This is a genomic window from Janthinobacterium sp. BCJ23, assembly GCF_059617945.1.
On record NZ_JCAQAW010000003.1, the window covers coordinates 216,550 to 240,133 of the forward strand.

Consider the following 23,584-nt stretch of genomic DNA (forward strand, 5'->3'; position numbering starts at 1 on the left):
CCACGACGGCCCGTAGGTCGGCTTAGCCGGAACGGCGTAAGCCGACAACATGGTTGGCCACAACTAGGTCAGCGGGGAATGACGCGCTCCGCCTTCAGCTTGTCGAACAGATTGAAGAAGGCATCCTGCGTATCCTGGTAATCGAGGAAGCCCGCCTTGCGGCTTTTGCCCATGTCCGTCATCACTTCCATCGGCCGCCCAAGATCGGCATCCGTATGCCACCAGGAAGCAAGGCGGCCGACATCAGCCTCCACCAGGCCCTGCTGCTCGGCGATGGCGCGCCACTGTTCGGGGGCGTCCTGCATGCGGTCGGCCAGCGGCGCCATCGCCTCGGGCAGATCGGCCGCCTCGACGCCGAAATAAGCGGCCAGGCGCGGCCACAGCCACTTCCAGCGGAACACGTCGCCATTGACGATATTGAAGTCTTCGTTGCGCGCGGCGGGACTGTCGGCCGCCCACGCCAGGTGGCGTGCGATCTGCCCCGCGTCCGTCATGTCGGACAAGCCGTGCCATTGCGCGGGCGAACCGGGAAAGACGAAGGGCTGGCCGCCGGCCTTGCACAGATTCGCATACACGGCCAGGGTCAGGCCCATGTTCATGGCATTGCCCAGCGCGTAGCCGATGATGGTGTGCGGACGGTGCACGCTCCACGTAAAACTATACCGCGCGGCCGCGTCGAACAGCCGGTCTTCCTGCTCATAGTAAAAGTTCTCGACCGTTTGCCGGCCCTGCTCTTCGCGGAACGGCGTGACTGGCACGCTGCCCTTGCCATAGGCGTCGAACGGTCCCAGGTAGTGCTTGAGGCCAGTGACCAGCGCCGCATGGCGCAAGTGGCCGGTGGGCCCCAGCGCGGCCAGCACATTGGCCACCATGGCGCCATTGACGCGGATGTTTTCCTGCTCGTTGGCCTGGCGCGCCCAGGCCGTGAAAAAGACGTGGCTGGCGTCCAGGCCCGCCAGGGCGGCGCTGACCGCCGCGCCATCCGTGGCATCGAGCGGCAGGAATGCGCAACCGGTGGGAACCGGCGTGCGGCCACGCGAGACGCCCGTCACCTGCCAGCCCTGCGCCAGCAAGTGCGTGGCCAGATTGCTGCCGATAACGCCGCTGGCGCCGATAATCAATGCGTGCTTGTTCATGCGTACTCCCATGCCTGTGTAAAAAGCCATGATATAGCGGACAGAAATTCTTATCCGCGATAGTATTTCACCTTATTCGTGAAAAATATTCTGCAATCATGTCCGAACATTTGAAAGGCATCGCGCCTTTTCTTGCCACCGCCGATGCCGGCAGTTTCACCAGGGCGGCCGTACGGCTACACCTGAGCAGCTCGGCCGTGAGCAAGAGCGTGGCACGCCTGGAAGCCCGCCTGGGCGTGATCCTGTTCGAGCGCAGCACGCGGCGTTTGCAGTTGAGCAGCGCGGGGCATGCCTATTACGCCACCTGCAAGCGCGTGCTGCAGGAACTGGTCGAGGCGGAAAACGTGCTGGCCGAGCAGGATGGGGAACTGGCGGGCAAGGTGCGCATCGGCGTGCCCGCGTCATATGGCCGCATGCGCGTGATGCCGGCGCTGATTGATCTGTGCGAAAAATATCCGCAGTTGCAGCCGTCGATTGCCTTCAGCGACCGCTTTGCCGACCTGTTCGAAGAGCGCATCGATATCGCCGTGCGCATCGGCGCGCCGGGCAGCTGGCCGCCAACGCTGGGGCAGATGCCCTTGGGCGAAGAGCGCCTGATCTTTTGCGCGGCGCCCGCCTATCTGGCGCGGCGCGGCACGCCGCTCGCCATTGCGGATCTCGATGGCCACGATTGCATCGCCTACGGCCGCGGCGACGGCACGGCGGCGCCATGGCTGTTTGCCGGCGAGGACGGGGTGGAACGGCGGACGGTCAGTCCGCGCCTGACGGTGGGGGACGCCGAGGCGCAAACGGCCGCCGTGCTGGCGGGCCTGGGCATCGCGCAGCAGGCGACCTGGCTCGTGCACGAGCACCTGGCCAGCGGCGCCATCGTCGAAGTACTGCCGGCCTGCGCCACGCCAGGCTTGCCGCTGTCCCTCGCGTGGCCGCTGGCGCGCCAGCTGACCACCAAGACCGGCACGCTGCTCAATGAATTGAAGCAGCGCCTGACGATCAGCTGATACGCAATATGGAACTCAATACAAAACGTTCTTCGCTTCCGGCAGTTCCACATTGGCCTTGGTGACGATCACCACGCCCGTGTTGACGAACGGTGCGACCTTCTTGCCTTCGATCAGGCTGACGAGGGTTTTCACGCCCAGCGCGCCCATCGAGTACGAACCCTGCACGGCGGTCGCATACAGGGTGCCGTCCTTGACGAAGTTTTTCAGGTCTTCATTGCCGTCGAAGCCCACGGCGATCACCTTGCCTGCTTTGCCCGCCTGCGCGATGGCGCGGCCCATGCCCACGGCCGTTGGCTCATTGGCGCCGAAGATGCCCTTCAAGTCCGGATTCGAGGCCAGCACGTCGGTCGTCTGGTTCAATGCCGTGGCCATCTGCGACTGCGAGTAATACGTGCCGACGATCTGCAGCTGCGAGTTCTTTTCGATATAGCGCTTGAAGCCGCCCACCCTGCCCGTCTCGGAACCGGCGCCCGCCACGTACGACATCACGGCGATCTTGCCTGTCTTGCCGACCTGCGAAATGAGGGCCTTGGCGCTTTGCTCGCCGGCCGCTTCATTGTCGGTCGACAGGAAGGACTGGTAATAGCGCTTGCCGCTGTCGGCCACCAGCGAATCGATCAGCACGACGGGAATCTTCGCTTCCCACGCCTTCTTCAGGGCCGGCACCAGCGCGTCCGGATCCGACGCGGCCAGCACGATGCCGGCCACCTTGCGCGTGACGGCGTTTTCCACCATGCTGACCTGATCGGCGATGGCCGATTCCGAGGCCGGTCCCTGGAAGGTCAGGCTGTAGCCCTTGGCGTCTGCCGCGCTGGCCGTGGCGCCCTTTTTCACGTTTTGCCAGTAGTTGGAATTGGTCGTCTTGACGATCACGGCGATCTCGCCCGGCGCGGCGAAGGCGGCGCTGGAGCTCAGGGCAAATGCTGCGGTCAACAGACCGAGCGACATGGCTTTGATGGTTTTCATTGTCGTCCTCATTTAATAATTATAGATTTGGTGGATTGACTTCATGCGTGCTGCTTGCTGCTTCAGGCGCGATTGCGCTTCTGATCGATCCAGACGGTCAGCAAGATGACCAGTCCGATAATGATTTGCTGGATAAAGCTCGATACCCCGTTCATGTTCAAGCCGTTGCGCAGGATGCCGATGACGAAGGAACCGATGACGGTGCCGGAAATGGTGCCGATGCCGCCGATCAGCGAGGCGCCGCCGATCACGGCGCTGGCGATCGCATCGAGTTCGTACATCACGCCCTCGTTCGGCTGCGCCGTCACCAGGCGCGACATCAGCACGCAGCCCGTCAGGCCGGACAAGGCGCCGGACAGGGTGTACACGAGCAGGGTCACGCGGCCCACCTTCACGCCCGACAGGCGCGCCGCTTCCGCATTCGAGCCGACAGCATAGATATGCCGGCCAAAGGTGGTGCGGCTGAGCATGATGGAGACGGCCACGGCGATCACCACCATCAGCACCACCGGATACGGAATGCCGGGAAACACGACTTCGGGAAAGGTGCCGCCCGTGTCGCGCTCGATGCGCCACAGCACGCCGTTACCGAGTTCGCCGAACGAGTCGCCAAGGCCGGAAATGGCGCGCGCACCCGTTACTTGCAGCGCCAGGCCGCGTGCGATCAGCATCATGCCCAGGGTGGCAATAAAAGGAGGCAGCTTCAGTTGCGTGATGCAAAAGCCGTTGACGGCGCCGCACATGGCGCCCACCACGACACCGCCCAGCATGGCGACCGGCACGGGCACGCCGCTTTTCACCAGCAGCGCGGCGGCCACGCCGGCCAGCGCCAGCACGGAGCCGGAACTCAAGTCGATGCCGCCCGTGATGATGACGCAGGTGGCGGCAATGCCCAGGTAGGCGATCGACGTTACTTGCAAGGCCACGCTCATGCCGTTGCTGACGGAGAAAAAGGCGTTGCTGGTCAGCGAAAACACGAGCAGCAACAGCGACAGGCTGCCCAGCGCGGCGAATTTTTGGATCAGTTCTTTGTTCATTTTCTTGTGGCTTTCTGATGTTAATGCATTGCTGCCTGGCGGCCCGATGCGAGCTGCATGATCTCTTCCTGCGACGATTCGCGCGTATTGACGATGCCGCTGATGCGTCCTTCATGGAACACGGCCACCCGGTCCGTCATGCCCATGATCTCGGGCAGCTCGGACGTGATCAGCACCACGCCGATGCCTTCCGACGCCAGCTTGTCGAGCAGCTGGTAGATGGCGAACTTGGCGCCCACGTCGATGCCGCGCGTGGGTTCGTCGAAGAAGATGATTTTCGATTCGCGGTACAGCCATTTGCTGATGACGATCTTTTGCTGGTTGCCGCCCGAGAGGTTGCGCGCGATCTGTTTCGAGGTTGGCGTCTTGATGCCCAGCGCCGCGATGTACTGCTGCGCCACCGCCTCTTCCCTGGCGAAATCGATGAAGCCGAAGCGGTTCGCCAGCCCCGATACATTCGTCAAGGTCAGGTTTGCCGCCACCGACATGCGGATCGCCAGGCCGTGGCTCTTGCGGTCTTCCGACAAGTAGGCGATGCCGTGGCCGATGGCGTCGATGGGACTGTCGATAGTGACCGCCACGTCGCCCAGGTGGATGGCGCCGCTGGTGAGCGGATCGGCGCCGAAGATGGCGCGCGCCACTTCCGTGCGCCCTGCCCCCATCAGGCCGGAAAAGCCGAGGATCTCGCCGCGCCGCAAGTCAAAGCTCAGCGGACCGAAGACATCCTTGCGGTGCAAATCGGTCACGCGCAGCAGCACTTCAGCCGTCGGCGTCGAGACGCGGTCGGGAAATTTTTCATCGAGGGTGCGGCCCACCATCTTCGCCACGATGGCGTCCAAGGTGGTGGCGGCAAAATCGTCGGTGCAGACGAATTTCCCGTCGCGCAGCACCGTCACCCTGTCGATGATGTGCTGCATCTCTTCGAGCCGGTGCGAGATGTAGACCACGCTCACGCCATTGCGCTTGAGTTCATTGATGATGTCGAACAGCTGGCCCGTCTCGCTTTCCGTCAGCGACGACGTGGGTTCGTCCATGATCAGCACTTCCGTATTGAGCGACAGCGCCTTGGCAATTTCCACCATCTGCTGCTGCGCACAGGACAGGTTTTTCACCAGCTGGCGCGGGTCGATGCGCAGCTTCAACCGGTCCAGCAGCGCCTGCGCATCGGCACGCATCTTCTTGCGGTCGATGAAGATGCCGCGCACCGGTTCACGCGCGAGAAAAATATTCTCGGCCACGCTCAGGTGCGGGATCAGGTTCAGTTCCTGGTGGATGATGGCGATGCCGGCCGCCTCCGCATCCACGCTGCAGGAAAAACTGCACACCTTGCCCTTGTAGACCAGTTCTCCCTCGTCGGCCTGGTACACGCCGCTCATCACCTTCATCAGGGTGGACTTGCCGGCGCCGTTTTCGCCGCACAGCGCGTGGGCTTCGCCCTTGCGCAGGCTGAAACTGACGTTGTCGAGCGCCAGCACGCCGGGAAAGCGCTTGCTGACCTTGTTCAGGGCCAGTATCTCTTCGGATTCATTCATGGTGTGTCTCCTCCACTCCACTGCCATAGGCCGGCGTGCCGATGTCTGAGCACCTTGGCGGCGCGCCGGTCTGCTACTCGTTTAACTGTCGATCAGTTCCGGATTCCAGGCATGCACGGTCTGGCTCTGTTCACCGAGGCCGCTGATCCCCAGGCGCATGGTGTCGCCCGGCTTCAGGTACACGGCCGACGGCTTCTGGCCCATGCCCACGCCCGGCGGCGTGCCGGTGCTGATGATGTCGCCCGGGTACAAGGTCATGAAGCGGCTGATGTAGCTGACCAGATTAGCCACGCCGAAGACCATGGTTCTGGTATTGCCATCCTGGACGCGCTTGCCGTTCACTTCCAGCCACAGGCCGAGGTTTTGCGGGTCAGCCACTTCGTCGCTTGTGACCAGCCAGGGACCGATCGGGCCGAAGGTATCGCAGCCCTTGCCCTTGTCCCACTGGCCGCCGCGCTCCAATTGGTACTCGCGTTCGGACAAATCGTTCACCACGCAATAGCCGGCCACGTGCGACAGCGCATCGGCTTCGCTCACATAGCGCGCGGTGGTGCCGATCACCACGCCCAGCTCCACTTCCCAGTCGCTTTTCTTCGAGTCCTGCGGCATCACCACGGCATCGTTGGCGCCGATGATGGCGCTGGTGGCTTTCATGAACAGCACCGGCTCAGCCGGCACGGCCATGGCTGATTCGGCCGCATGGTCGGCATAGTTCAGCCCCACGCACAAGAACTTGCCCACGCCCTTCCACGGCGGCGCGATGCGGCCAGGATTCGCCACCACCGGCAGGCTGGCGATATCGAGTGCGGCCAAAGTCGCCAGGCCATCCTTGCCCAGGGTCGCGCCCGTGATATCGGACAGCACGCCGGACAGGTCGCGCACGACGCCGTCGGCATCGATGAGTGCAGGTTTTTCAGCGCCCTTGGCGCCATAACGCATCAGTTTCATGTGTGTCTCTCGTTGTTGTAATTAATTGGACCAACCACCATCGATGACGTGAGTCATACCGGTGGTGAAGGCGGATTCATCGGAAGCCAGGTAGACGGCCAGCGCGGCGATTTCCTCTGCCCGGCCCACTCTGCCCATCGGCTGGCGGGCGACAAACGCCGCCTGCACTTCATCGATGCTCACGCCCGTCGCTGCCGCCTGCGCCGCAATGCGTTCCTTCAGCGAGGGCGACTCGATGGTGCCGGGGCAGATCGCGTTGCAGCGGATGCCGCGCGTGACGAAGTCCGCCGCTACCGACTTGGTCATGCCCACCACGGCCGCCTTCGAGGTGCCGTAGATAAAGCGGTTCGGCGCGCCCTTCACGCTCGACGCCACGGACGACATATTGACGATGGAGCCGGCGCCCCTGGCCAGCATGCCGGGCAGCACGGCGCGCATCAACCGGTACATGGAGCGCGCGTTGATGTCGAAGGAACGGTCCCAGGCCGCATCGTCGCAGTCGAGGATGGTGCCGCCGTCGACGAAGCCGGCGCAGTTGAACAGGATATCGACGGGGCCGATCTCGTCGGCCAGCGCGGTGATCGCCGCGCCATCGGTCACGTCGAGCCGGCGGATGGCGCAGCCCGTCGCTTCCTTCAACGCGTCGAGCTGGGCCTGGTTGATATCGGTGGCGATCACGGTGGCGCCTTCGCGCACGAACGCTTCGGCCGTGGCGCGGCCGATGCCCTGGCCGGCGGCGGTGAGCAGGGCGATTTTGCCTTGTAGTCTGGCGGTCATTTTTTGTCTCCTGGTTTTTATATTTTTAACCCAACACCTTAACGGCTGGGGTCAGACCCGGCGGGTCTGACCCCGGATTTTTGCTAACTGACGTGGAATACCTGCTCCATCATCGCCCAGTGCTCTCCCTCGGCGCGCGAAGCCAGCGGCTCCTGGCACGGTGCGCAAAAGGTCCACCAGCGCTGCGTTTCCGGGTCGGCGGCAATGGCCGCCATGTCGGCCTCAAAATCCTCGCCGTGGTATTCCCAGTAGCCGAACAGCAGGTTTTCCGGCTCGCGCAGGAAGATCGAATAATTGCCGACATGCGCGGCAGCCAGTCTGGCCAGCACCTGCGGCCAGACGGCGGCGTGCAGGGTTTTGTATTCAGCGATGCGCTCCGGCGCGATGCCGATGACCATGCCCATTCTTTGCATTGCGACTCCTTTTTGCTGACTTACGCCAACCTACCAATACCGTTGACGATGACCGTAGGTCGGCTTAGCCGGAACGGCGTAAGCCGACACGCCCGCCACCTCATTCAAAACCATAAAACCGGCACGCATTGCGTCCGAAAATATCGTCCCTGTCCTCTTGCCCCAAATGCGCCAGCAGCGCCTCGCTGGCGGCCAGCCACGCCGCATAACCGCCGGCCAGGTCCACCACGGGCCAGTCGCTGCCCCAGATCACGCGCCGGGGGCCGAACACGTCCAGCACATGTGCGGCATAAGGGCGCAGGTCGTCCACGTTCCAGCCGGGCCGCGCTTCCGTCACCAGTCCGGACAGCTTGCAGTGCACGTTCGGCAGCGCGGCCAGCAACGCCATGTCTTCGCGCCAGATGCCGAACGCGGCATGGGCGATCGGCGGCTTGGCCGCATGGTCGATCACGATGGCCAGCTGCGGATAAGCGCGGGCGCAATGCAGCAGCGCGGGCAAGTGGCGCGGCAGCACCAGCGCGTCCAGCCGCAAGCCCTGTTCCACCATGGCAGCCAGGGCCGGCGCCAGCGCGGGATTGGCGATCCACTGATCGTCATCGATATCCTGCAGCATGGGGCGCAAGCCTTTGAGCTTGCCGTACGATGCCAGGCGAACAATCGCCGCCGCTGCGTCAGGCGCCAGCAAATCGGCCCAGCCCACGACGGCGCGAATGAAGCTGGTCTTTTCCGCCAGCGCCAGCAGGTAATCGGTATCGGCAGCCGACGGCAGCGACTGCACCAGTACCGTGCCGGCGATGCCGTGCGCGGCCAGCAGTGGCGCCAGGTCGGCCGGCGCAAAATCGCGGTGGATGGCGGCCAGCGATGGCGGCGGCCAGCTGCCGGCACGCGCGGCCAGCTGCCAGAAGTGCTGGTGGGCGTCGATGCGCATCATGCGGCCACTCCCGCAGGCAGCGGCGCGCGCGCATCGATCAAATCCGCGTCCCGCAGCGCCAGCCACAGGGCGTCGGGCAGCGGCGTAGCGAACCAGTCCAGGTTTTGCCGCAGCTGCGCCAGGTCCTGGCCGCCCGGGATGCAGGAAGCGACGGCAGGATGGGCGAGCGGAAACTGCAGTGCCGCAGCCTGCAGCGGCACGCCGAATTCACGGCAGACGGCGTCCAGGCGCGCCACGCGCTTGAGTATCGCGGCCGGCGCATCGGCGTAGTTGAATTTGCCGTTCCCGGCCAGCACGCCCGAATTGAACGGGCCGCCGATCACGATGGCGTTGCCGCGTTCCACGCACAGGTCCAGCAACGGCGACAGCGAGGCTTGTTCCAGCAAGGTGTAGCGGCCGGCCAGCAAGGTGCAATCGAGGTCAAATTCCGCCATCGCGCGCAGGACGATCTCGCACTCGTTGACACCGAGGCCCACGGCCTTCACCTGGCCGCTGGCGCGTAGTTCATCGAGGGCGCGAAAACCGCCACCGGTCGTCAGCTGGCGCCAGTAATGCTGATCGAGTTCGCCATGCGTGGCCTTGCCGATATCGTGCACGAACAGGATATCGATGCGGTCCAGCCCCAATCTTTGCAGGCTGTCCTCGTGCGAACGCAGCACGCCGTCATACGTATAGTCGTAATGGGGGCGGAACGGCAGCGGCGCGGCAAAGCCGTCGTCGCCGGGACGCACGGAAGCGTCGGGCCGCATCAGCCGTCCCACCTTGGTGCTGATCACAAATTCATGGCGGGGCCGCTCGCGCAGCGCCGCACCGAGACGGCGCTCGGACTGGGTATAGCCATAGAACGGCGCCGTGTCGAAGAAGCGCACGCCGGCATCCCACGCGCCATCGAGTGTGATGCGCGCCTGCGCGCCGCTGACGGGCTGGTACAAGCCGCCTATCGGCGCGCAGCCCATGCCGATGCAGGGCAGCGACAGGCCCCCGCGCGGCAAAGTATGCAATTGTGTGACATCCATGAATCCGGCCCTCAAGCGGCGCGCAATGGGAAGCAGCCTGGCCCCACCGCATCGAATTGTTTATAGGTCAGCACGAATTCCTGGTGGCCCAGGTCTTCCGAGCGGCTCAGTTCTCCGTTGGCGACGTTCAGCACGGCGGCGACGATCTCCGCGCCCACTTCTTCGAGGCTGGCTTCGCCCGTGAGGATCTTGCCAGCGTTGATATCCATGTCGTCGGCCAGGCGCTCGAAGGTTTGCGGATTGGCGCACACCTTGATGACGGGCGAGATCGCCGAACCGACCACCGAGCCGCGGCCCGTGGTAAACAAGGTGATGTGGGCGCCGCAGGAAATGAGTTCGACGATTTCCGCGTTGTCCGACACATTCGGGAAGCCGAAGCGCGGCTCGCCGTCCGGCACCACGTCGAGCAGGTACAGGCCGCCGCCGGCCGGCTGGTCGCCCGGTTTCAGAATGCCGACGATGGGTGAAGAACCGCTCTTGGCGTAGGCGCCCAGCGACTTTTCTTCCTGCGTGGTCAGGCCGCCATCGGCGTTTCCCGGCGAGAAGCTGCCATGGCCCATGATGGTGTAGTAGCGGGCGGCCTTGGCCACGGTTTCGACGATGGCATTGCCCAGGTCCGGACTGACGGCGCGCCGCTGCATGTGGTATTCGCAGCCCACCAGTTCGCCCGTCTCTTCGAAGATGCAGGGGCTGCCGGCGGCGATCAGGGTGTCAAACGCGACGCCGACGGCCGGGTTGGCGCTGATGCCGCTGGTGCTGTCGGAGCCGCCGCAGATGGTGGCGACGACCAGTTCATCGATCCCCATCGGCACGCGCTCCTGCCGCGCCAGGTGTTCCAGCGCCCAGCTGATCCACTCGACGCCGCTGCTCACGCTGGGGCGCGTGCCGCTGTTTTCCTGGATCGTGATCGTGTGCACGGGGCGGTCGCTGTCTGCCACGGCGCTGGAGAGGCCATATTTGTTGAAGCCTTCGCAGCCCAGGGAAACCAGCAGCACGGCGCCCACGTTCGGGTGCGTCAGCAAACGGCGCATCACCTGGTCCGCGTATTCGTTCGGGAAGCAGCCCGTAAAGCCGATCAGGTGCACGGGCTGGCCGGGAAAGGCGTTGACCATCAGGCGCGCCACGTGGTGCGCGCATTCGACCATATAGGCCACGACCACGATATTGCGGATGCCCTTGCGGCCATCGGCGCGCAGGTACCCCGACAGGGCGGGTTTCGTTACGGGAGCGTTCATGCTTGGTCGTCCTTGTCCAGGAAATGGTGGCCGTCCTGGCCCAGGGTAAACGTGGGGATGTAATCGCTTGCCAGGTTGTGCGTATGGATATGCTCGCCGATGGCGACGGGGGCCGTGATGCTGCCGATCAGGGCGCCGTAGCGCAGCACCTTGTCGCCCACGGCCAGCGCGCGGCGCGCCACCTTGTGGCCGATGTGGATGTTTTGCGCCAGGGTGACGGGCACGCCGTCGATGGCGACGACGTCGCCACAGGCCAGGGCTGTCCTGGCGATCAGGCAGTTATCCTCGGGCGACATCAGCAGCAGGCTGCTAGGCTGGGAAGCGAGGCTCATGGCGCACCCTCCCCGGCAAAAACGGCTAGGCGGCCGGCTGGCTCAGTTTTTCGCGCGTGCCGATCGAGGACAGCATGGTGCTGCGCGAGGAATCGAGGTGCGAACGCATGCACTCGAGCGCCTTCGGTATGTCGTGCTCCGCCAGCGCGTGCAGGATCGCCAGGTGCTCCTGCACCGCGTATTTGTTGCGGCCCTTTTCCTCGCCCTTGTCCCACTGGTAGTGATAGTGAAACACGAACGAGACGATATCGTAGAAGCCCTGCGCGAAGCGGTTGTTCAAGAGGCCGATCAGGAAGGTGTGGAACTCGCGGTCCAGCGCCGGAAACGCGTTGTGGCGCGTGTCGATCCTGGCCGCCAGCTTCTCGTGCTGCTTGATCAGCCGCGCCAGTTCCGCATACGCCGGATCGCCATGCGGCAGGTGCGCAAACTGCTCCACGGCCGCCATCTCGAACATGCGCCGCATGTCCGCCAGTTCGGTGGCGAACGAGCGGTCGAACGCGCACAGGCGCCAGCCGCCGCGCGGTTTCTTTTCGATCAGGCCGAAGCGCGAGAAACCGATCAGGAATTCGCGCACGCTGACGGTACTGGCACCCGCCTCGCGCGCCAGCTCCGCTTCCGAGAATTCCGCGCCGGGCGGCATGTCGCGCTGGTACACGCGTTCCATCAGCACTTGCTGGATGCGCTCGGCCCCCGACTGCAATTCGGAGATATCGAAGTAGTCGCCCGGTATGGGTTTGCGCAGCAGGCGCCGGTCCGCAGGACTGGCGATCAGGCGCCGCGTCGACAGATACGCGATCGCGCTGCGGATGGCCGTGCGGCTGCCCTGGCAGATCGTGGTCAGGAACTGCTCCGTCGGCAGCATCTCGCCCACTGCGACATTCTCGGCGAGAAATTGCAACAGCAGATTGGTACTGCGCTTGAAGACGGTGGCGGGTTTGGACATGGATGAATGAACGCGCTATGCCAGCGAAAGGGAAAGTGGATGAGTGGGCCATTTTAGTCGATATCGGATTGGATCGGCATGCTAAAAAAGAAACAACTGCGCTGAGCGGGGCGTTCATGGCTGCGCTCCCGGCGCCAGCATGGCGCGCAGGCGCGGCTGCGCCAGGGCGGGACACAGCTGCCGCGCCAGCGCCGCCACGGGCGCCATGCGCCGCTCGATCTTGCCGGCGTGGTGCTGGGCGATGTCGGCCAGGCGGTGCGCGAGGAAGGGATTGCCGAAGCGTTCCCTGACCTGCGCCACATAGGCCAGCGCGGCGTCGCCGTGCCGCGCGCCCATGGCGGCAAACACGGGCAGCACTTCCTCGTGCCACACGGCTTCCAGCGCGGCGCGCATGGCGCCATCGTCCATCGCCTCGCGCACCGTCATGCCGGCCGGGCCGCCACGTTCCATCCACAGCTGCGCCAGATACGTGTGACCGAGGTTGAGCAGGAACAGCTTGCGCTGCTCATACTCGCGCAGGCTGTCCGTCACCACCAGCTGCGGATGGCGGCACGGCAGCAGCATGCCTTCCTGCGCCTCGATGGCCCACAGCGCATAGGGTTCGGCCACCGCGCCTATCGGTTCGATCGGTTCGGAAACGATGCGGTCGACGAGGGAATTGATCCACAGGCAGCCCGTTTGCAGATACCCGATGAATGCGGTATCGCAGCGCCACTGCCGCGCCAATGTCACGATCACCTGGCGCAGTACATTGCCGTTGTCGGCCACCAGTTCGCACGGAAAAATCGAGATGGGCGCGGCGCCGGCCAGGAAGCGGTCATGCAGCAGCACCAGCAGCTTGGCGGGAAAGCTGGCGGGAACGGTCGCGCCATTGAGCATGCCGGCGTGGTCGGCGTCTTCGAGCTGGTAGCCCGTGTCGCCCGTATTCGAGACGATCACGCGCGCGGCCACGGCCGCACCGCGCACCTGTCGCCAGTCGCTGCCGGCCTGCCACGCCTGCGTGACGGCGTCGGCGCGGCGCTCTTCATCGACCTGCGCGCCGTCCTGCCAGCCGCGGATGCGCACCGGATAGCCGCCGGCCTGGCGAAACGCCGCCACCCGCGCCGCGCCCTGCACGCTGCCGGTCGTTTGCACGATGGTGATATTGCCCAGCGCCTCGCCTGTCTTCGCCGCTTCACTGACGAACAGGTCGGCGTGCGCCTGCAGGAAGCGGCTGGTGCCAAATTGCAGTATGGGGTTGAGATCGCTCATCTCAGACCTCGACGATGGCCTTGATGACACCCGCTTCTGGCTGCATCCAGCGATCGAGCACGCCCGTAAATTCATCGAGCGTGGTGCGGTGGGTATTGAGCAGCGCGGTGGGGACTTTCCCCGCCTTAATGGCCGCCACCACTTCCTCGAAATCGTCAACGGTGGCGTTGCGGCTGCCCAGCAGGGTCGTTTCGCGCTTGTGGAATTCCGGGTCGGAAAAGGACAGGCGGTCGCGCACGATGGATACCAGCACATAGGAGCCGCCATGGGCGACAAAGTCCAGGCCCCGCTCCATGGCGGCGATATTGCCGGTGGCGTCAAACACCACGTCGAAGAATTCACCGCCTGTGGCATCAGACAGCTGCTCCTTGTCGCCGTCGCCCAGCTGCACCGTGCGGGTGATACCAAGCGCGTCGCGGCAGAACTGCAGGCGGTCGGCGCGGCCATCGAGCACCGTCACGTCGGCGCCTTTCAAGGACGCGAACAGCATCACGGCCATGCCGATCGGGCCGGCGCCCACCACCAGCACGCGCTTGCCGGCATCGACCGCGCCGCGCTTGACGGCGTGCGCGCCGATGGCGAGAAATTCGATCATGGCCGCGTCGTCGAGCGAGATGCCTTCCGTCTTGAAGACGAAGCGCTCGGGCAGCGCCAGGTATTCCGTCATGCCGCCGTCGCGGTGCACTCCCAGCACTTCGATGCGGGTGCAGCAGTTGGTCTTGCCCTGGCGGCAGGCCACGCAGGTGCCGCATGACAGGTAGGGCATCACGTAGACCTGGTCGCCCACGGCCAGGCGCGAGCCGGCTGGCGCGCTGTCGATATGGCCGGACAATTCATGGCCCATCACGCGCGGATAGCTGAGGAAAGGCTGGGTGCCGCGGAAGATATGCATGTCGGTGCCGCAGATGCCGACGCGGCGTATGCGCAGCAGCACTTCACCCTCGCCGGGCACGGGCACGGGGCGCTGTTCCATGCGCAAACTGCCGGGGGTATCGCAAACGATACTTTTCATCATGGTCGTCTCTCTCGCCGCCCGGATCTTGCCGGTGGCATATTATATTTAACGTACAAACCAACTGTGAAAAAAATCCGTCTGTGCGGATTGTCTTTCCAGCCCTGCCAATGGCGCGTCTTGCTGCGTCGCACAACGATTACTCCGTCATGCCGCCTGGCCCGAACCCGTTTATTTTGCTGAAGCTGTCGTTCGGTTTTATAAATATACCGTACAAAAAAATGAAGGTCAACGGATTCTTTTGCGGGTTTTTTCGAGGCCTCTGCTACATTCCTGCTTGACCCTGACGTTACGTCAGGCGCCATCGTGATTGGCACGCACTGAAGACAAGGAGAAGACGATGCTGTTGAAAATCGGTGAACTGGCCAGGCTCACGGGCCTGACCATCCGCACCCTGCACCACTACGACAGCATCGGCCTGCTCTCGCCTTCGGCGCGCACGCAAGCTGGCTACCGCCTGTACCAGCACGGCGACATGGACCGGCTGCACCGGATCATGGCGCTGCGCAAGTTCGGGCTGTCGCTGGCCGATATCGCCAACGCCCTCGCCGGCCCGGACCTGCCGCTCTCCTCCATCGTGGCGCGGCAAATCGCCATGCTGGAGCACCAGATCGCACAGGCTTCCACCCTGCGCGAACGCCTGCGCACCCTGCAAACGCAACTGGTGCAGGGGCAGGCGCCGGAACTGGCCGAGTGGCTCACCACTATGGAGTTGATGACCATGTACGACAAATACTTTAGTCACGAAGAACTGCAACAACTGCCGCTGCTGTCCGATGCGGCCGTGGAACAGGAATGGAAAGCACTGGTAATGAGAGTGCGCGCCGCCAAGGACGCGGGCGCGGGCCCCGGTGATGCGCCAGCGCAGGCGCTGGCCACGGAATGGATGGTCAAGCTGGTGCGCGACACGGGTGCCCATCCGGGCCTGTTCGCGCGCCTGAACGACATGCATGCGCAGGAGCCATCGATGCAGGCGACGACCAGCATCGACGCGGACGTGATGCAGTTCATCCTCGCCGCCTTCAATGCCTCGCGCATGGCGCTGTACCGGCCCTTTCTCGACGAGCACGAATACGCGCATCTGCTGGCCAACTACGGCAAGCGTTCGGGCGAGTGGCCAGCCCTGATCGCCGCCGTGCGCGCCGCCATCGATGCGCGCACGCCGCCCACCGATCCGGCCGTGCTGCAACTGGCGCGCCAGTGGCTGGAACTGTTCCGTTCCTACGCGGGCACGGACCCGGCCACTCAGCTGAAATTCCGCCAGGCGCACCAGCAGGAACCGCGTCTGATGGAAGGCAGCTTCGTCGACGCGGCCATGCTGCAGTATCTGGGCGCGGCGATGGCGATCGTGGCGCAGGAGCGCCCCGGCGCATAGGTTCAGGTGTGGCATCTCGTGGGCGCGGCCATGTAGAATCGGCCATCGCCCACGAGAGGATTAACCGATGCGCCGCTTTCTGTTTGCTTGCCTGACCCTGCCCGCCCTGAATGCCGCCATGGCCGCCGAGCCGCCCGTGCAAGGGGTGTGGCAGGGCACCGTGGGCAAGGCCAATATCGTCGCCTGCTTCAACCAGCCCAGCACCACGCAAGGCGCGGACCGCAGCGGCAGCTATTACTACACGCGCTACAAGACGCCGATCATGCTGGCCAAACCGAACGGCAAGACGCTGTGGCAGGAACTCGACGCCAAGGGCAATACGACGGGCACGTGGTCGCTGAACGCGCCGCAAGGCGGAAAAATCACCGGTACCTGGACGGACCCGAAAAGCGGCAAGAGCCTGCCCCTGGCCTTGAGCCTGCTGGAAGCGGCGGGCGACCACGAACATCCGTCCTGCGCCAGCGATGCCTACAACCTGGCGCTGGAAGATTTTCCCGGCACCAAGGTAAGCAAACCCGTCATCTTTGAAGGCAAGCAATACCGCAACCTGCAAGTGGGCGACACCATCACCGTGGAACTGATGGCGCCCGGCGATGGCGTGGCGAAAATCAATGCGCAGCTGCGCGCCATACTGGCGAAGAACAAGAAGGACCTGGAAGACTTCTATGCCACGCGCCGCGAATACCTGGGCCGCAACGGTTTCACGACGGAAGACGAAGTGTATGCGGATCCCACCTACTGGTCGCCGCACTGGGTGACGGTCAAGTTCTACCGCTGGGCGGCCGGCTATGGCGCCAGCGGCATCTCCATCAAGTTCCGCACCTGGGATGTGAAAACGGGCCAGGAAACGGACGTGTGGAACTGGTTTGGCGCCAGCGCCAGCGATGGCGACGACAAGGCCGAATTGCCGGACCGCCTGCGCCAGGCCCTGTTCAAGGACGTGAAGATCGACGCCGAATGCAAGGGCACGGATTACGACGGCCGCGGCCGCTTCCACCTGTCATTGAAGCCGGAAGGCGTATCGTTCTGGCAAGACCCGAACGGCAGCGGCTGCGAAAACGACTTTTTACTGCCCTACAGCAAGGTCGGCCCCTTCCTCACCGTCAAGGGCCGCGCCGCGCTCAGCGATTTGCTGCCGAAGAACTAGCCACCAGCACTTCCGCCACCATCTCCGCCGTGGCCGCCGCCAGGGTCCAACCCAGGTGGCCGTGGCCCGTGTTGTAGTACACGCCCGGCGCCTTGCCCGGCCCCACTTTCGGCAGCATGTCGGGCAGCATGGGACGCAAGCCGGCCCAGGGCACGACCTTGCGGGTATTGATGCCGGGAAAACACTGCTCCACCCACTGCAGCAGCGGGCGGATGCGGTCGGCGCGGATGTCGTGGTTGACGCCGTTGAATTCCGCCGTGCCCGCCACCCTGAGCCGGTCTTCACCTAGGCGGCTACTGACCAGCTTGGTCGCGTCGTCGAGCAGGCTGACCTTCGGCGCCGCCGCGCGGCTGGCGGCGTCATCCAATTGCACGGTAATCGAATAGCCTTTCACGGGATACACGTTGACATGGTCGCCCAGCATGGCCGCCATGGCGCGGCTGGCCGTGCCCGCGCAAATGACGACGGCATCGAACAGGCTGCTGTCCTCGCCTATGCTGACGCGCACCCTGCCGTGCTCGCGCGCCAGCGCCGTGACTTCCTCGCCATAGCGGCACGCCACGCCCAGGCGCACGCAGGCGTCGGCCAGGCCGCTCGTGAACTTGTGGATGTCGCCCGTGGAATCGCTGTCCGTGTAGTAGCCGCCGTAGAAGTCGCCCTGCAAGGCCGGTTCGACGGCGCGCATTTCCTGCGGCGTGACGGCGCGCCGCTGCAAGCCGCCCTGCGCCAGCAGGCGTGATACGCCGGCCGCCCGCTCGAAGCTGGCCTTGTCACGGTAGATGTGCAGGATGCCGGCGCGGCGGTGATCGAAAGCTATGTTTTCCGCTTGCGCCCACGCAAACAAATGTTCGCGCGCGGCGATCGCCATGCGGGCCGTGGCGATGGTGTTGCGCTCGTAAGCCGGCATGGCGGCGAGAAACTCGGCAAACCAGCTCAGCTTGTGCCAGCTGGGCCAGGGATGAAGCAGCAAGGGCGCATCGCGCCGCGCCATCCATTTCAGGGCGTTCAGTATCGTTGCCTTGTGGTTCCACACTTCCGCGTGCGAGGCCGACAATTGCCCGCCGTTCGCATACGACGTTTCCATGGCAGCGTAACGGTGACGTTCGATCAGGGTCACGTCTACGCCCCGCCTGGCCAGCGCATACGCCGTCGTCACGCCCGTGATCCCTGCGCCCAGCACGGCCACGCGCTTCATGCCTCAGGTTCCATTTTCTGCTCCACCTTGTGCACGACCGTGTCGCCCGCCTGCAACACGCGGCCGTCCGGCGCCAGCACGTCCATCCTGCGCACGGGCGCGTGCGTATCGCGTTGCAGCAAGGTCGAGTGCGCCTCGCCCGCTTCAAACAATTGCGCCTCGCTCCACTGGCGCAAACCGACGACGACGGGAAACAGCGCCAGCCCCTTTTGCGTCAGCACGTACTCCTGGTAAGCCGTGCCGTCCGAGGCGGGCGCAATCGTAAAGATGCCCTCTTCCACCAGGGTGTGCAGGCGGTCGGCCAGAATGTTCTTCGCCACGCCCAGGCTTTTCTGGAATTCGCCAAAGCGGCGCATGCCGTCGAAGGCGTCGCGCACGATCAGCAGTGACCAGCGCTCGCCGATCACGTCGAGCGCGCGCGCCACGGGACAGAGGTCGGTTTTCAGGCTCTTGCGCTTGGCCACGGGCATTCTCCAGGATTGAGTGGTTGCATTTTAAAACTTCTCGGCGTAGACTCCAACTGGTTTTAATTTAAAACCACTTAATTGACCTCCCATGCGCGATACAACGACTCCCATCACGACAGCACTTCCTCCGACCCTCGTCTGGCTGTTTGCCACGGCGGCCGGCCTCAGCGTGGCCAATGTGTATTACGCCCAACCTTTACTCGCTACCCTGGCGCACGAGTTCGGCATGACGGAAGCGGCCAGCGGCATGGTCATCACGGCCACGCAGATCGGCTGCGCGCTGGCCCTGCTGCTGCTCGTGCCCTTGGGCGACATGCTGAACCGGCGCCGGCTGACCCTTTTCCAGCTGGGCATGCTGGCCATCACCCTGGTGGCGCTGGGCTGCGCCCGGTCCACGGCAGCCTTGCTGGGCGGCATGCTGATGGTCGGCTTGCTGGGCACGGCCATGACGCAGGGTTTGATCGCCTACGCGGCCAGCGCGGCGGCCAGCCATGAACGGGGAAGAGTCGTCGGCATGGCGCAGGGCGGCGTGGTGATCGGCTTGCTGCTGGCGCGCACCCTGTCCGGTGTCGTGGCCGATGTGGCCGACTGGCGCGCCGTGTATTTTGTTTCCGCCGCCATCGCTTGCGCCCTGTTGCTGCTGCTGTGGCGCATGCTGCCGCCGGCCAAGTCGCAAGGCCAGAAGCTCGCGTATGGCGCCCTGCTCGCCTCGATGCTGGACATGCTGCTGCACAACAAGGTGCTGCGCGTGCGCGGCATGCTGGCCATGCTGATGTTTGCCGTCTTCAATATTTTCTGGAGCGCCCTGGTGCTGCCCCTGACGGCGCAAGGCTATAGCCATGCGGCCATCGGTGCGTTTGGCCTCGTCGGCGTGATCGGCGCGCTGGGCGCCGCGCGCGCGGGCGCCATGGCGGACAAGGGCCGCGCGCAATGGACGACGGGCGCCGCCCTGCTGCTGTTGCTGGCCGCGTGGCTGCCGCTGGGCTTTGCCGGTGCGGCCCTGTGGCCGTTAATCGTCGGCATCATCGCGCTGGACCTGGCGGGCCAGGCCATCCACGTGACGAACCAGAGCCTGATTTTCAAGCAGGACAGCGACGCGCACAGCCGCCTGGTGGCGTGCTACATGCTGTTTTATGCGGTGGGAAGCGGACTCGGTGCGATTGCCGCCACCAGCGTGTATGCGCTGGCGGGCTGGCATGGGGTATGCGCGCTGGGCGCGGCGGTCAGCTTGCTCGCCCTGCTATTCTGGCGGCTAACCTTGTCTGCTGAAAAAACTGAGTGATCAACGCTTAATTCAGCATGGCCGTAGCGGAACCATGGCGATAGGTTTTCAAGGCATCGGGCTGGATCTGGATCAGCGAACCGCTGACTTTAATCAGGTGCAAGTCCGTCAGCTGGTGCAGCACGCGCGACAGGGTGGCGGGCGCCAGGTTCAGGAACGATGCCAATAAACTTTTCTTCAGGTCCAGCTTGACTTCGTTCGAACGCTGCTGGTCCGAGGCCTGCAGCAAATACTCGACCACGCGCTGGGTGGCGTTCTGCACGGAGCAGCGCTCCACGTTGCGGATGAAACCCATCAGGTGGTGCGACAGGCTGTTCATCATCTGGCGCGCGATGCGGGGCGACTGGTCCAGCAGGCGCAGCAGCGCGTGCGGCGGGATGCGCAGCAGCAGGCAGTGCTCAAGCGCTTCGGCGCAGAACGGATATGGTTCATCAAGGAAAATCATGGCTTCGCCAAAGCTCTGGCCTGGACGGATCAGTTCCAGTACCTTGTCGGTACCTTCCATGGAAAACACGCTCAGCTTGACGAGGCCGAAGACCACCACGTAGGCGCCTTCCGCCACTTCGCCCTTGCGGAACAGCACTTTGCCTTTTTCCACTTCGACACGCACGACATCCTGGCGCAATTGCTCTAATTGCGAAGGGGAAATATGGCGGAACAGAGCCTGGCTCGACAGCAAGCCATCGACGTTGACCTTATGCATGACACTCTCTTATTAGATTAGCGAATGACTAAGAGTGTAATGCGCAGGCACGGTCAAGGCCATACGTCAAAGGAACTAGGGTTGTCTAGGCCGGAACGCCATGCAGATCAAACAATCGCGGATTCCTTGCCCACTATTTGCGCTTTGTTTGATCTCTATTTGCTTAACTCACGCTCGACGGCGTAGACGGCGATCTGCACGCGGCTGCTGAGCTTAAGCTTTTTGAGGATGTTTTGCACGTGGATTTTCACCGTGCTTTCGGCCACGTCGAGCTGGCGCGCGATTTCCTTGTTGCTCAGTCCTTGCGCCAGGCAAGCCATGGCTTCGCGTTCGCGCGGCGTCAGCTTGTCATAGTCTTCCTGGGGCGCGTTTTGCCCCGCGCGGAATTGCGATACGAGCTTGGCCGTCATGGCGTCGGCGATCACGGATTCGCCGGCGGCGGCGCGGCAGATGGCCTGGCCCAGCTGCTCGGCTTCGATATTTTTCAGCAAATAGCCGCGCGCGCCCGCGCGCAGGGCCGCACCAAGGTCGGCCGCGTTTTCCGACACGGTCAGCATCAGCACCACCATCTGCGGCAGGTCCTGCAAGATCAGCTGCAGCGCCTCGACGCCAGTCACGCCAGGCATGTTCAAGTCCATCAGCACCACGTCGGGCTGCAGTTCGGCCGCCAGGCGCACGCCGTCCAGCCCGTTCGATGCCTCGCCCACCACCTGGAATTGAGGATTGCGCTGCAGCAGCAGCTTGACGCCGCTGCGCAGCAAGGTGTGGTCATCGACCAGCAGGATTTTGATTGGTGCGTTCACGTGTTTGTTGCCTGATAAAGATGATTCATTTGTTACGCGGCCTGGCGCCGGGCTGCCGGCAAGGCCAGCGAGATCGTCGTGCCGCCGCCGGGCGTGCTGTCGATGGCAAATTGCGCACCGAGCCGCTCGGCTCTTTCCTGCATGATACGCAAGCCGATCTGCAATTCCGTTTTCTTGTCGCGCAGGTTGGCGGCGAAGCCTTCGCCATCGTCGCGCACCTGCAGTGCAAAATCGCGCCCGTTGTCCACGCGCAGCGCCACGTTGCTCGCTTGCGCGTGCTTGCGGATATTCGACAGCGCTTCCTGCACGATGAACAGGATCTGCAACTGCTGCTCGGGCGCCAGCGGTGCGCCATTGCCGCTCATCTCCAAGGTGCCGATCACGCCCGTCTGCAGCTCGAACTTGGCCAGCACTTCCGACAGCTTGCTTTCAAGGTCGCTGCCATGCCAGCGCGTGCGGAAATTGACGAGTAATTCGCGCACGTCCTGGTAGCTTTGCTCGACGCCCATGCGCATCAGCGGCAACACTTCGGCCGCTTCGTCGAGCTGGCCGCGGCGCACGGAATCGTCGAGCATCTGCACTTGCAGGCTGATGAAGTTCAGGCTTTGCGCGATGCTGTCATGCAAGCCTTCGGCCAGCAGGCTGCGTTCGCGCGCCACGGCAAATTCCTTTTCGCGCGCGATCAGGCGCTGGTTTTCAATGGCGATGCCCAGGCTCTGGCCCAGGGTTTCCAGCCAGCCCTGCTGCTGCGCCTGCACGGCTTGCGGCTGCGCAAAGTGCAGCGAAAAGCTGCCGACCACCTGCTCGCGTGCAAGGATGGGAAAGACGGCGATGGCAATGAAACCTTCTTCCTGGCAACGGTAGCGCTGCAAGGCTTCGACCTGGCGGAAATCGCGGATCTGGATCACGCCCTGCGCCACGGCCGCGCCGCACAGGCAATCGTTGTTGCGGATGCAGTGCTCCTCTTCCACCATGGCCTCGGAAATGCCCTCGTGCACGATGATGTGCACGGTGTCCTGCTGCGGATCGAGGATGCGCACGGTGCCGCCCTCGGCCTGCGCGAACTCCATCACGTGACGTAAAAAGCCACGGCACAGCGCATCGATGGCGTGCTGTCCCGCCAGCAAGGTGGAAATCTCGTGCAGGGTGGCCAGTTGGCGTTCCTGCGCGGCGCTCAGGCCCGATGCGGCTTGCGCCAGGCGGCGCTGGCGCCAGCGCGAGGCTGGAAGTTGTTTGCGGGAAGGTTGACTGCGCGGCGCATGCATGAAGAACTCGAATCTGAAAAGTGGTGCGCCCGGCAAGCGCTGCGGCCTGCCGGACAAATAAAGGTTACAAATGAATCTCGGTACCGAGCAGCTTGACGAACTGCGCCAGCCAGGCCGGATGCGCGGGCCAGGCGGGCGCCGTGACGAACTGGCCATCCGTGACGGCGTCCGTGACGGCGATGTCGGCATACGTGCCGCCTGCCAGTTTCACTTCCGGCGCACAGGCGGGATAGGCGGAAATGCGCTTGCCACGGATGACATCGGCGGCGGCCAGCAATTGCGCGCCATGGCAGACGGCGGCGACAGGCTTGCCCGCCTCGGCGAAATGGCGCACGGCGGCGATGACTTTCTCGTTCAGGCGCAGGTATTCGGGCGCACGGCCGCCGGCGATCATCACGGCGTCATAGTCGGCCGGATCGATCTCGTCGAAGCTGGCGTTCAGGGTGAACAGATGGCCCGGCTTTTCCGTGTAAGTCTGGTCGCCCTCGAAATCGTGGATGGCCGTCTTGATCGTCTCGCCGCTTTTCTTGCCGGGGCAGACGGCATGCACGGTATGACCGAGCATCAGCAGGGCCTGGAATGGCACCATCGTTTCATAATCTTCTGCAAAATCGCCGGTCAAAAACAGAATTTTTTTCGCTGCCATTTGGTTCTCCTATGAAAGATTGATCCCGCAAGACGTATCTTAGCGCGACTTGGCAGCCATACTGGATATTTATCAAACTTTTGCGCCTTGATCGAGGATTTTACAGGCTGAGGCGGAATTATTTGCAGCCTTGCCGGTCAAATCAAGCACACCTCGTTGAAAGGCAGGGCC

The 23,584-nt window shown here is 63.9% G+C and carries 24 protein-coding genes; 4 read left to right on the top strand and 20 right to left on the bottom strand.

Annotation, left to right across the window (positions count from 1 at the left end):
• Nucleotides 1-68: 68 nt before the first annotated feature.
• Nucleotides 69-1,136 carry an SDR family oxidoreductase gene (locus AC54AG_RS12570; protein WP_456131788.1) on the bottom strand — a complete coding sequence of 356 codons (1,068 nt, stop codon included), beginning with the start codon at nt 1,134-1,136 and terminating at the stop codon, nt 69-71.
• 98 nt (nt 1,137-1,234) lie between these two features.
• On the opposite strand from AC54AG_RS12570, the gene AC54AG_RS12575 reads away from it, so the two are divergent.
• On the top strand, nt 1,235-2,134 hold the full coding sequence (locus AC54AG_RS12575) for a LysR substrate-binding domain-containing protein (RefSeq protein ID WP_456131789.1): 900 nt from the start codon (nt 1,235-1,237) through the stop codon (nt 2,132-2,134).
• 15 nt (nt 2,135-2,149) lie between these two features.
• Here the strand turns inward: AC54AG_RS12575 and AC54AG_RS12580 are convergent, their stop codons facing one another.
• The 13 genes from AC54AG_RS12580 to AC54AG_RS12640 form a co-directional block, all read right to left on the bottom strand.
• The gene (locus AC54AG_RS12580; protein WP_070304000.1) at nt 2,150-3,085 is read right to left on the bottom strand and encodes an ABC transporter substrate-binding protein; all 936 of its coding nucleotides are present in this window, start codon (nt 3,083-3,085) and stop codon (nt 2,150-2,152) included.
• Between the two features lie 80 nt (nt 3,086-3,165).
• The gene (locus AC54AG_RS12585; RefSeq protein ID WP_070257549.1) at nt 3,166-4,140 is read right to left on the bottom strand and encodes an ABC transporter permease; all 975 of its coding nucleotides are present in this window, start codon (nt 4,138-4,140) and stop codon (nt 3,166-3,168) included.
• A gap of 20 nt (nt 4,141-4,160) precedes the next feature.
• Nucleotides 4,161-5,672: a sugar ABC transporter ATP-binding protein gene (locus AC54AG_RS12590; protein WP_485882172.1), complete on the bottom strand. Its 1,512-nt coding sequence runs from the start codon at nt 5,670-5,672 to the stop codon at nt 4,161-4,163.
• An 81-nt stretch (nt 5,673-5,753) separates the two neighbouring features.
• Nucleotides 5,754-6,620 (bottom strand): fumarylacetoacetate hydrolase family protein, encoded by an 867-nt coding sequence (locus AC54AG_RS12595; protein ID WP_496630526.1) that lies wholly within the window; start codon nt 6,618-6,620, stop codon nt 5,754-5,756.
• 21 nt (nt 6,621-6,641) lie between these two features.
• Nucleotides 6,642-7,397: an SDR family oxidoreductase gene (locus AC54AG_RS12600; RefSeq protein ID WP_034759659.1), complete on the bottom strand. Its 756-nt coding sequence runs from the start codon at nt 7,395-7,397 to the stop codon at nt 6,642-6,644.
• A gap of 83 nt (nt 7,398-7,480) precedes the next feature.
• On the bottom strand, nt 7,481-7,810 hold the full coding sequence (locus tag AC54AG_RS12605; protein ID WP_319992467.1) for an L-rhamnose mutarotase: 330 nt from the start codon (nt 7,808-7,810) through the stop codon (nt 7,481-7,483).
• 100 nt (nt 7,811-7,910) lie between these two features.
• Nucleotides 7,911-8,741, bottom strand: coding sequence for an amidohydrolase family protein (locus tag AC54AG_RS12610; RefSeq protein ID WP_496630528.1), 831 nt, complete (start codon nt 8,739-8,741; stop codon nt 7,911-7,913).
• Nucleotides 8,738-9,757 carry an aldo/keto reductase gene (locus AC54AG_RS12615; protein WP_496630529.1) on the bottom strand — a complete coding sequence of 340 codons (1,020 nt, stop codon included), beginning with the start codon at nt 9,755-9,757 and terminating at the stop codon, nt 8,738-8,740. Before AC54AG_RS12615 ends, AC54AG_RS12610 begins: the two co-directional genes overlap by 4 nt.
• 11 nt (nt 9,758-9,768) lie before the next feature.
• A complete protein-coding gene (locus AC54AG_RS12620; RefSeq protein WP_496630530.1) occupies nt 9,769-10,992 on the bottom strand; it encodes a UxaA family hydrolase in 1,224 nt (407 codons plus the stop codon).
• Nucleotides 10,989-11,324 (bottom strand): UxaA family hydrolase, encoded by a 336-nt coding sequence (locus tag AC54AG_RS12625; protein WP_070303651.1) that lies wholly within the window; start codon nt 11,322-11,324, stop codon nt 10,989-10,991. Before AC54AG_RS12625 ends, AC54AG_RS12620 begins: the two co-directional genes overlap by 4 nt.
• Before the next feature lie 25 nt (nt 11,325-11,349).
• Entirely contained in the window at nt 11,350-12,267 is a 918-nt protein-coding gene (locus AC54AG_RS12630) for a GntR family transcriptional regulator (RefSeq protein WP_034759665.1), read from the bottom strand.
• A gap of 114 nt (nt 12,268-12,381) precedes the next feature.
• Nucleotides 12,382-13,518, bottom strand: coding sequence for a mannitol dehydrogenase family protein (locus AC54AG_RS12635; RefSeq protein ID WP_496630532.1), 1,137 nt, complete (start codon nt 13,516-13,518; stop codon nt 12,382-12,384).
• Between the two features lies 1 nt (nt 13,519).
• A complete protein-coding gene (locus tag AC54AG_RS12640) occupies nt 13,520-14,530 on the bottom strand; it encodes a zinc-binding alcohol dehydrogenase family protein (protein ID WP_496630708.1) in 1,011 nt (336 codons plus the stop codon).
• Between the two features lie 340 nt (nt 14,531-14,870).
• Between AC54AG_RS12640 and AC54AG_RS12645 the strand changes: the two genes are divergently transcribed.
• Nucleotides 14,871-15,905 carry a MerR family transcriptional regulator gene (locus AC54AG_RS12645; RefSeq protein WP_496630534.1) on the top strand — a complete coding sequence of 345 codons (1,035 nt, stop codon included), beginning with the start codon at nt 14,871-14,873 and terminating at the stop codon, nt 15,903-15,905.
• A 67-nt stretch (nt 15,906-15,972) separates the two neighbouring features.
• Complete coding sequence (locus AC54AG_RS12650) at nt 15,973-17,052, top strand: hypothetical protein (RefSeq protein ID WP_496630535.1); 1,080 nt, start codon at nt 15,973-15,975, stop codon at nt 17,050-17,052.
• Here AC54AG_RS12650 and AC54AG_RS12655 read toward each other — a convergent pair.
• Together AC54AG_RS12655 and AC54AG_RS12660 are read right to left on the bottom strand one after the other, a co-directional pair.
• A complete protein-coding gene (locus tag AC54AG_RS12655; protein ID WP_496630536.1) occupies nt 17,027-18,247 on the bottom strand; it encodes a D-amino acid dehydrogenase in 1,221 nt (406 codons plus the stop codon). The two genes, AC54AG_RS12650 and AC54AG_RS12655, sit on opposite strands and share 26 nt — an antisense overlap.
• Nucleotides 18,244-18,711 carry a winged helix-turn-helix transcriptional regulator gene (locus tag AC54AG_RS12660; RefSeq protein ID WP_496630537.1) on the bottom strand — a complete coding sequence of 156 codons (468 nt, stop codon included), beginning with the start codon at nt 18,709-18,711 and terminating at the stop codon, nt 18,244-18,246. Before AC54AG_RS12660 ends, AC54AG_RS12655 begins: the two co-directional genes overlap by 4 nt.
• Nucleotides 18,712-18,802: 91 nt before the next feature.
• On the opposite strand from AC54AG_RS12660, the gene AC54AG_RS12665 reads away from it, so the two are divergent.
• Complete coding sequence (locus AC54AG_RS12665; RefSeq protein WP_496630538.1) at nt 18,803-19,996, top strand: MFS transporter; 1,194 nt, start codon at nt 18,803-18,805, stop codon at nt 19,994-19,996.
• A gap of 7 nt (nt 19,997-20,003) precedes the next feature.
• Here the strand turns inward: AC54AG_RS12665 and AC54AG_RS12670 are convergent, their stop codons facing one another.
• From AC54AG_RS12670 to AC54AG_RS12685, 4 genes are all read right to left on the bottom strand, one after another.
• Entirely contained in the window at nt 20,004-20,699 is a 696-nt protein-coding gene (locus AC54AG_RS12670) for a Crp/Fnr family transcriptional regulator (protein WP_034759676.1), read from the bottom strand.
• Between the two features lie 155 nt (nt 20,700-20,854).
• Nucleotides 20,855-21,502: a response regulator gene (locus tag AC54AG_RS12675; RefSeq protein ID WP_034759680.1), complete on the bottom strand. Its 648-nt coding sequence runs from the start codon at nt 21,500-21,502 to the stop codon at nt 20,855-20,857.
• Between the two features lie 32 nt (nt 21,503-21,534).
• The gene (locus AC54AG_RS12680; protein WP_034759687.1) at nt 21,535-22,767 is read right to left on the bottom strand and encodes a GAF domain-containing sensor histidine kinase; all 1,233 of its coding nucleotides are present in this window, start codon (nt 22,765-22,767) and stop codon (nt 21,535-21,537) included.
• Between the two features lie 64 nt (nt 22,768-22,831).
• Nucleotides 22,832-23,413, bottom strand: coding sequence for a DJ-1/PfpI family protein (locus AC54AG_RS12685; protein ID WP_058051378.1), 582 nt, complete (start codon nt 23,411-23,413; stop codon nt 22,832-22,834).
• Nucleotides 23,414-23,584 lie beyond the last annotated feature (171 nt).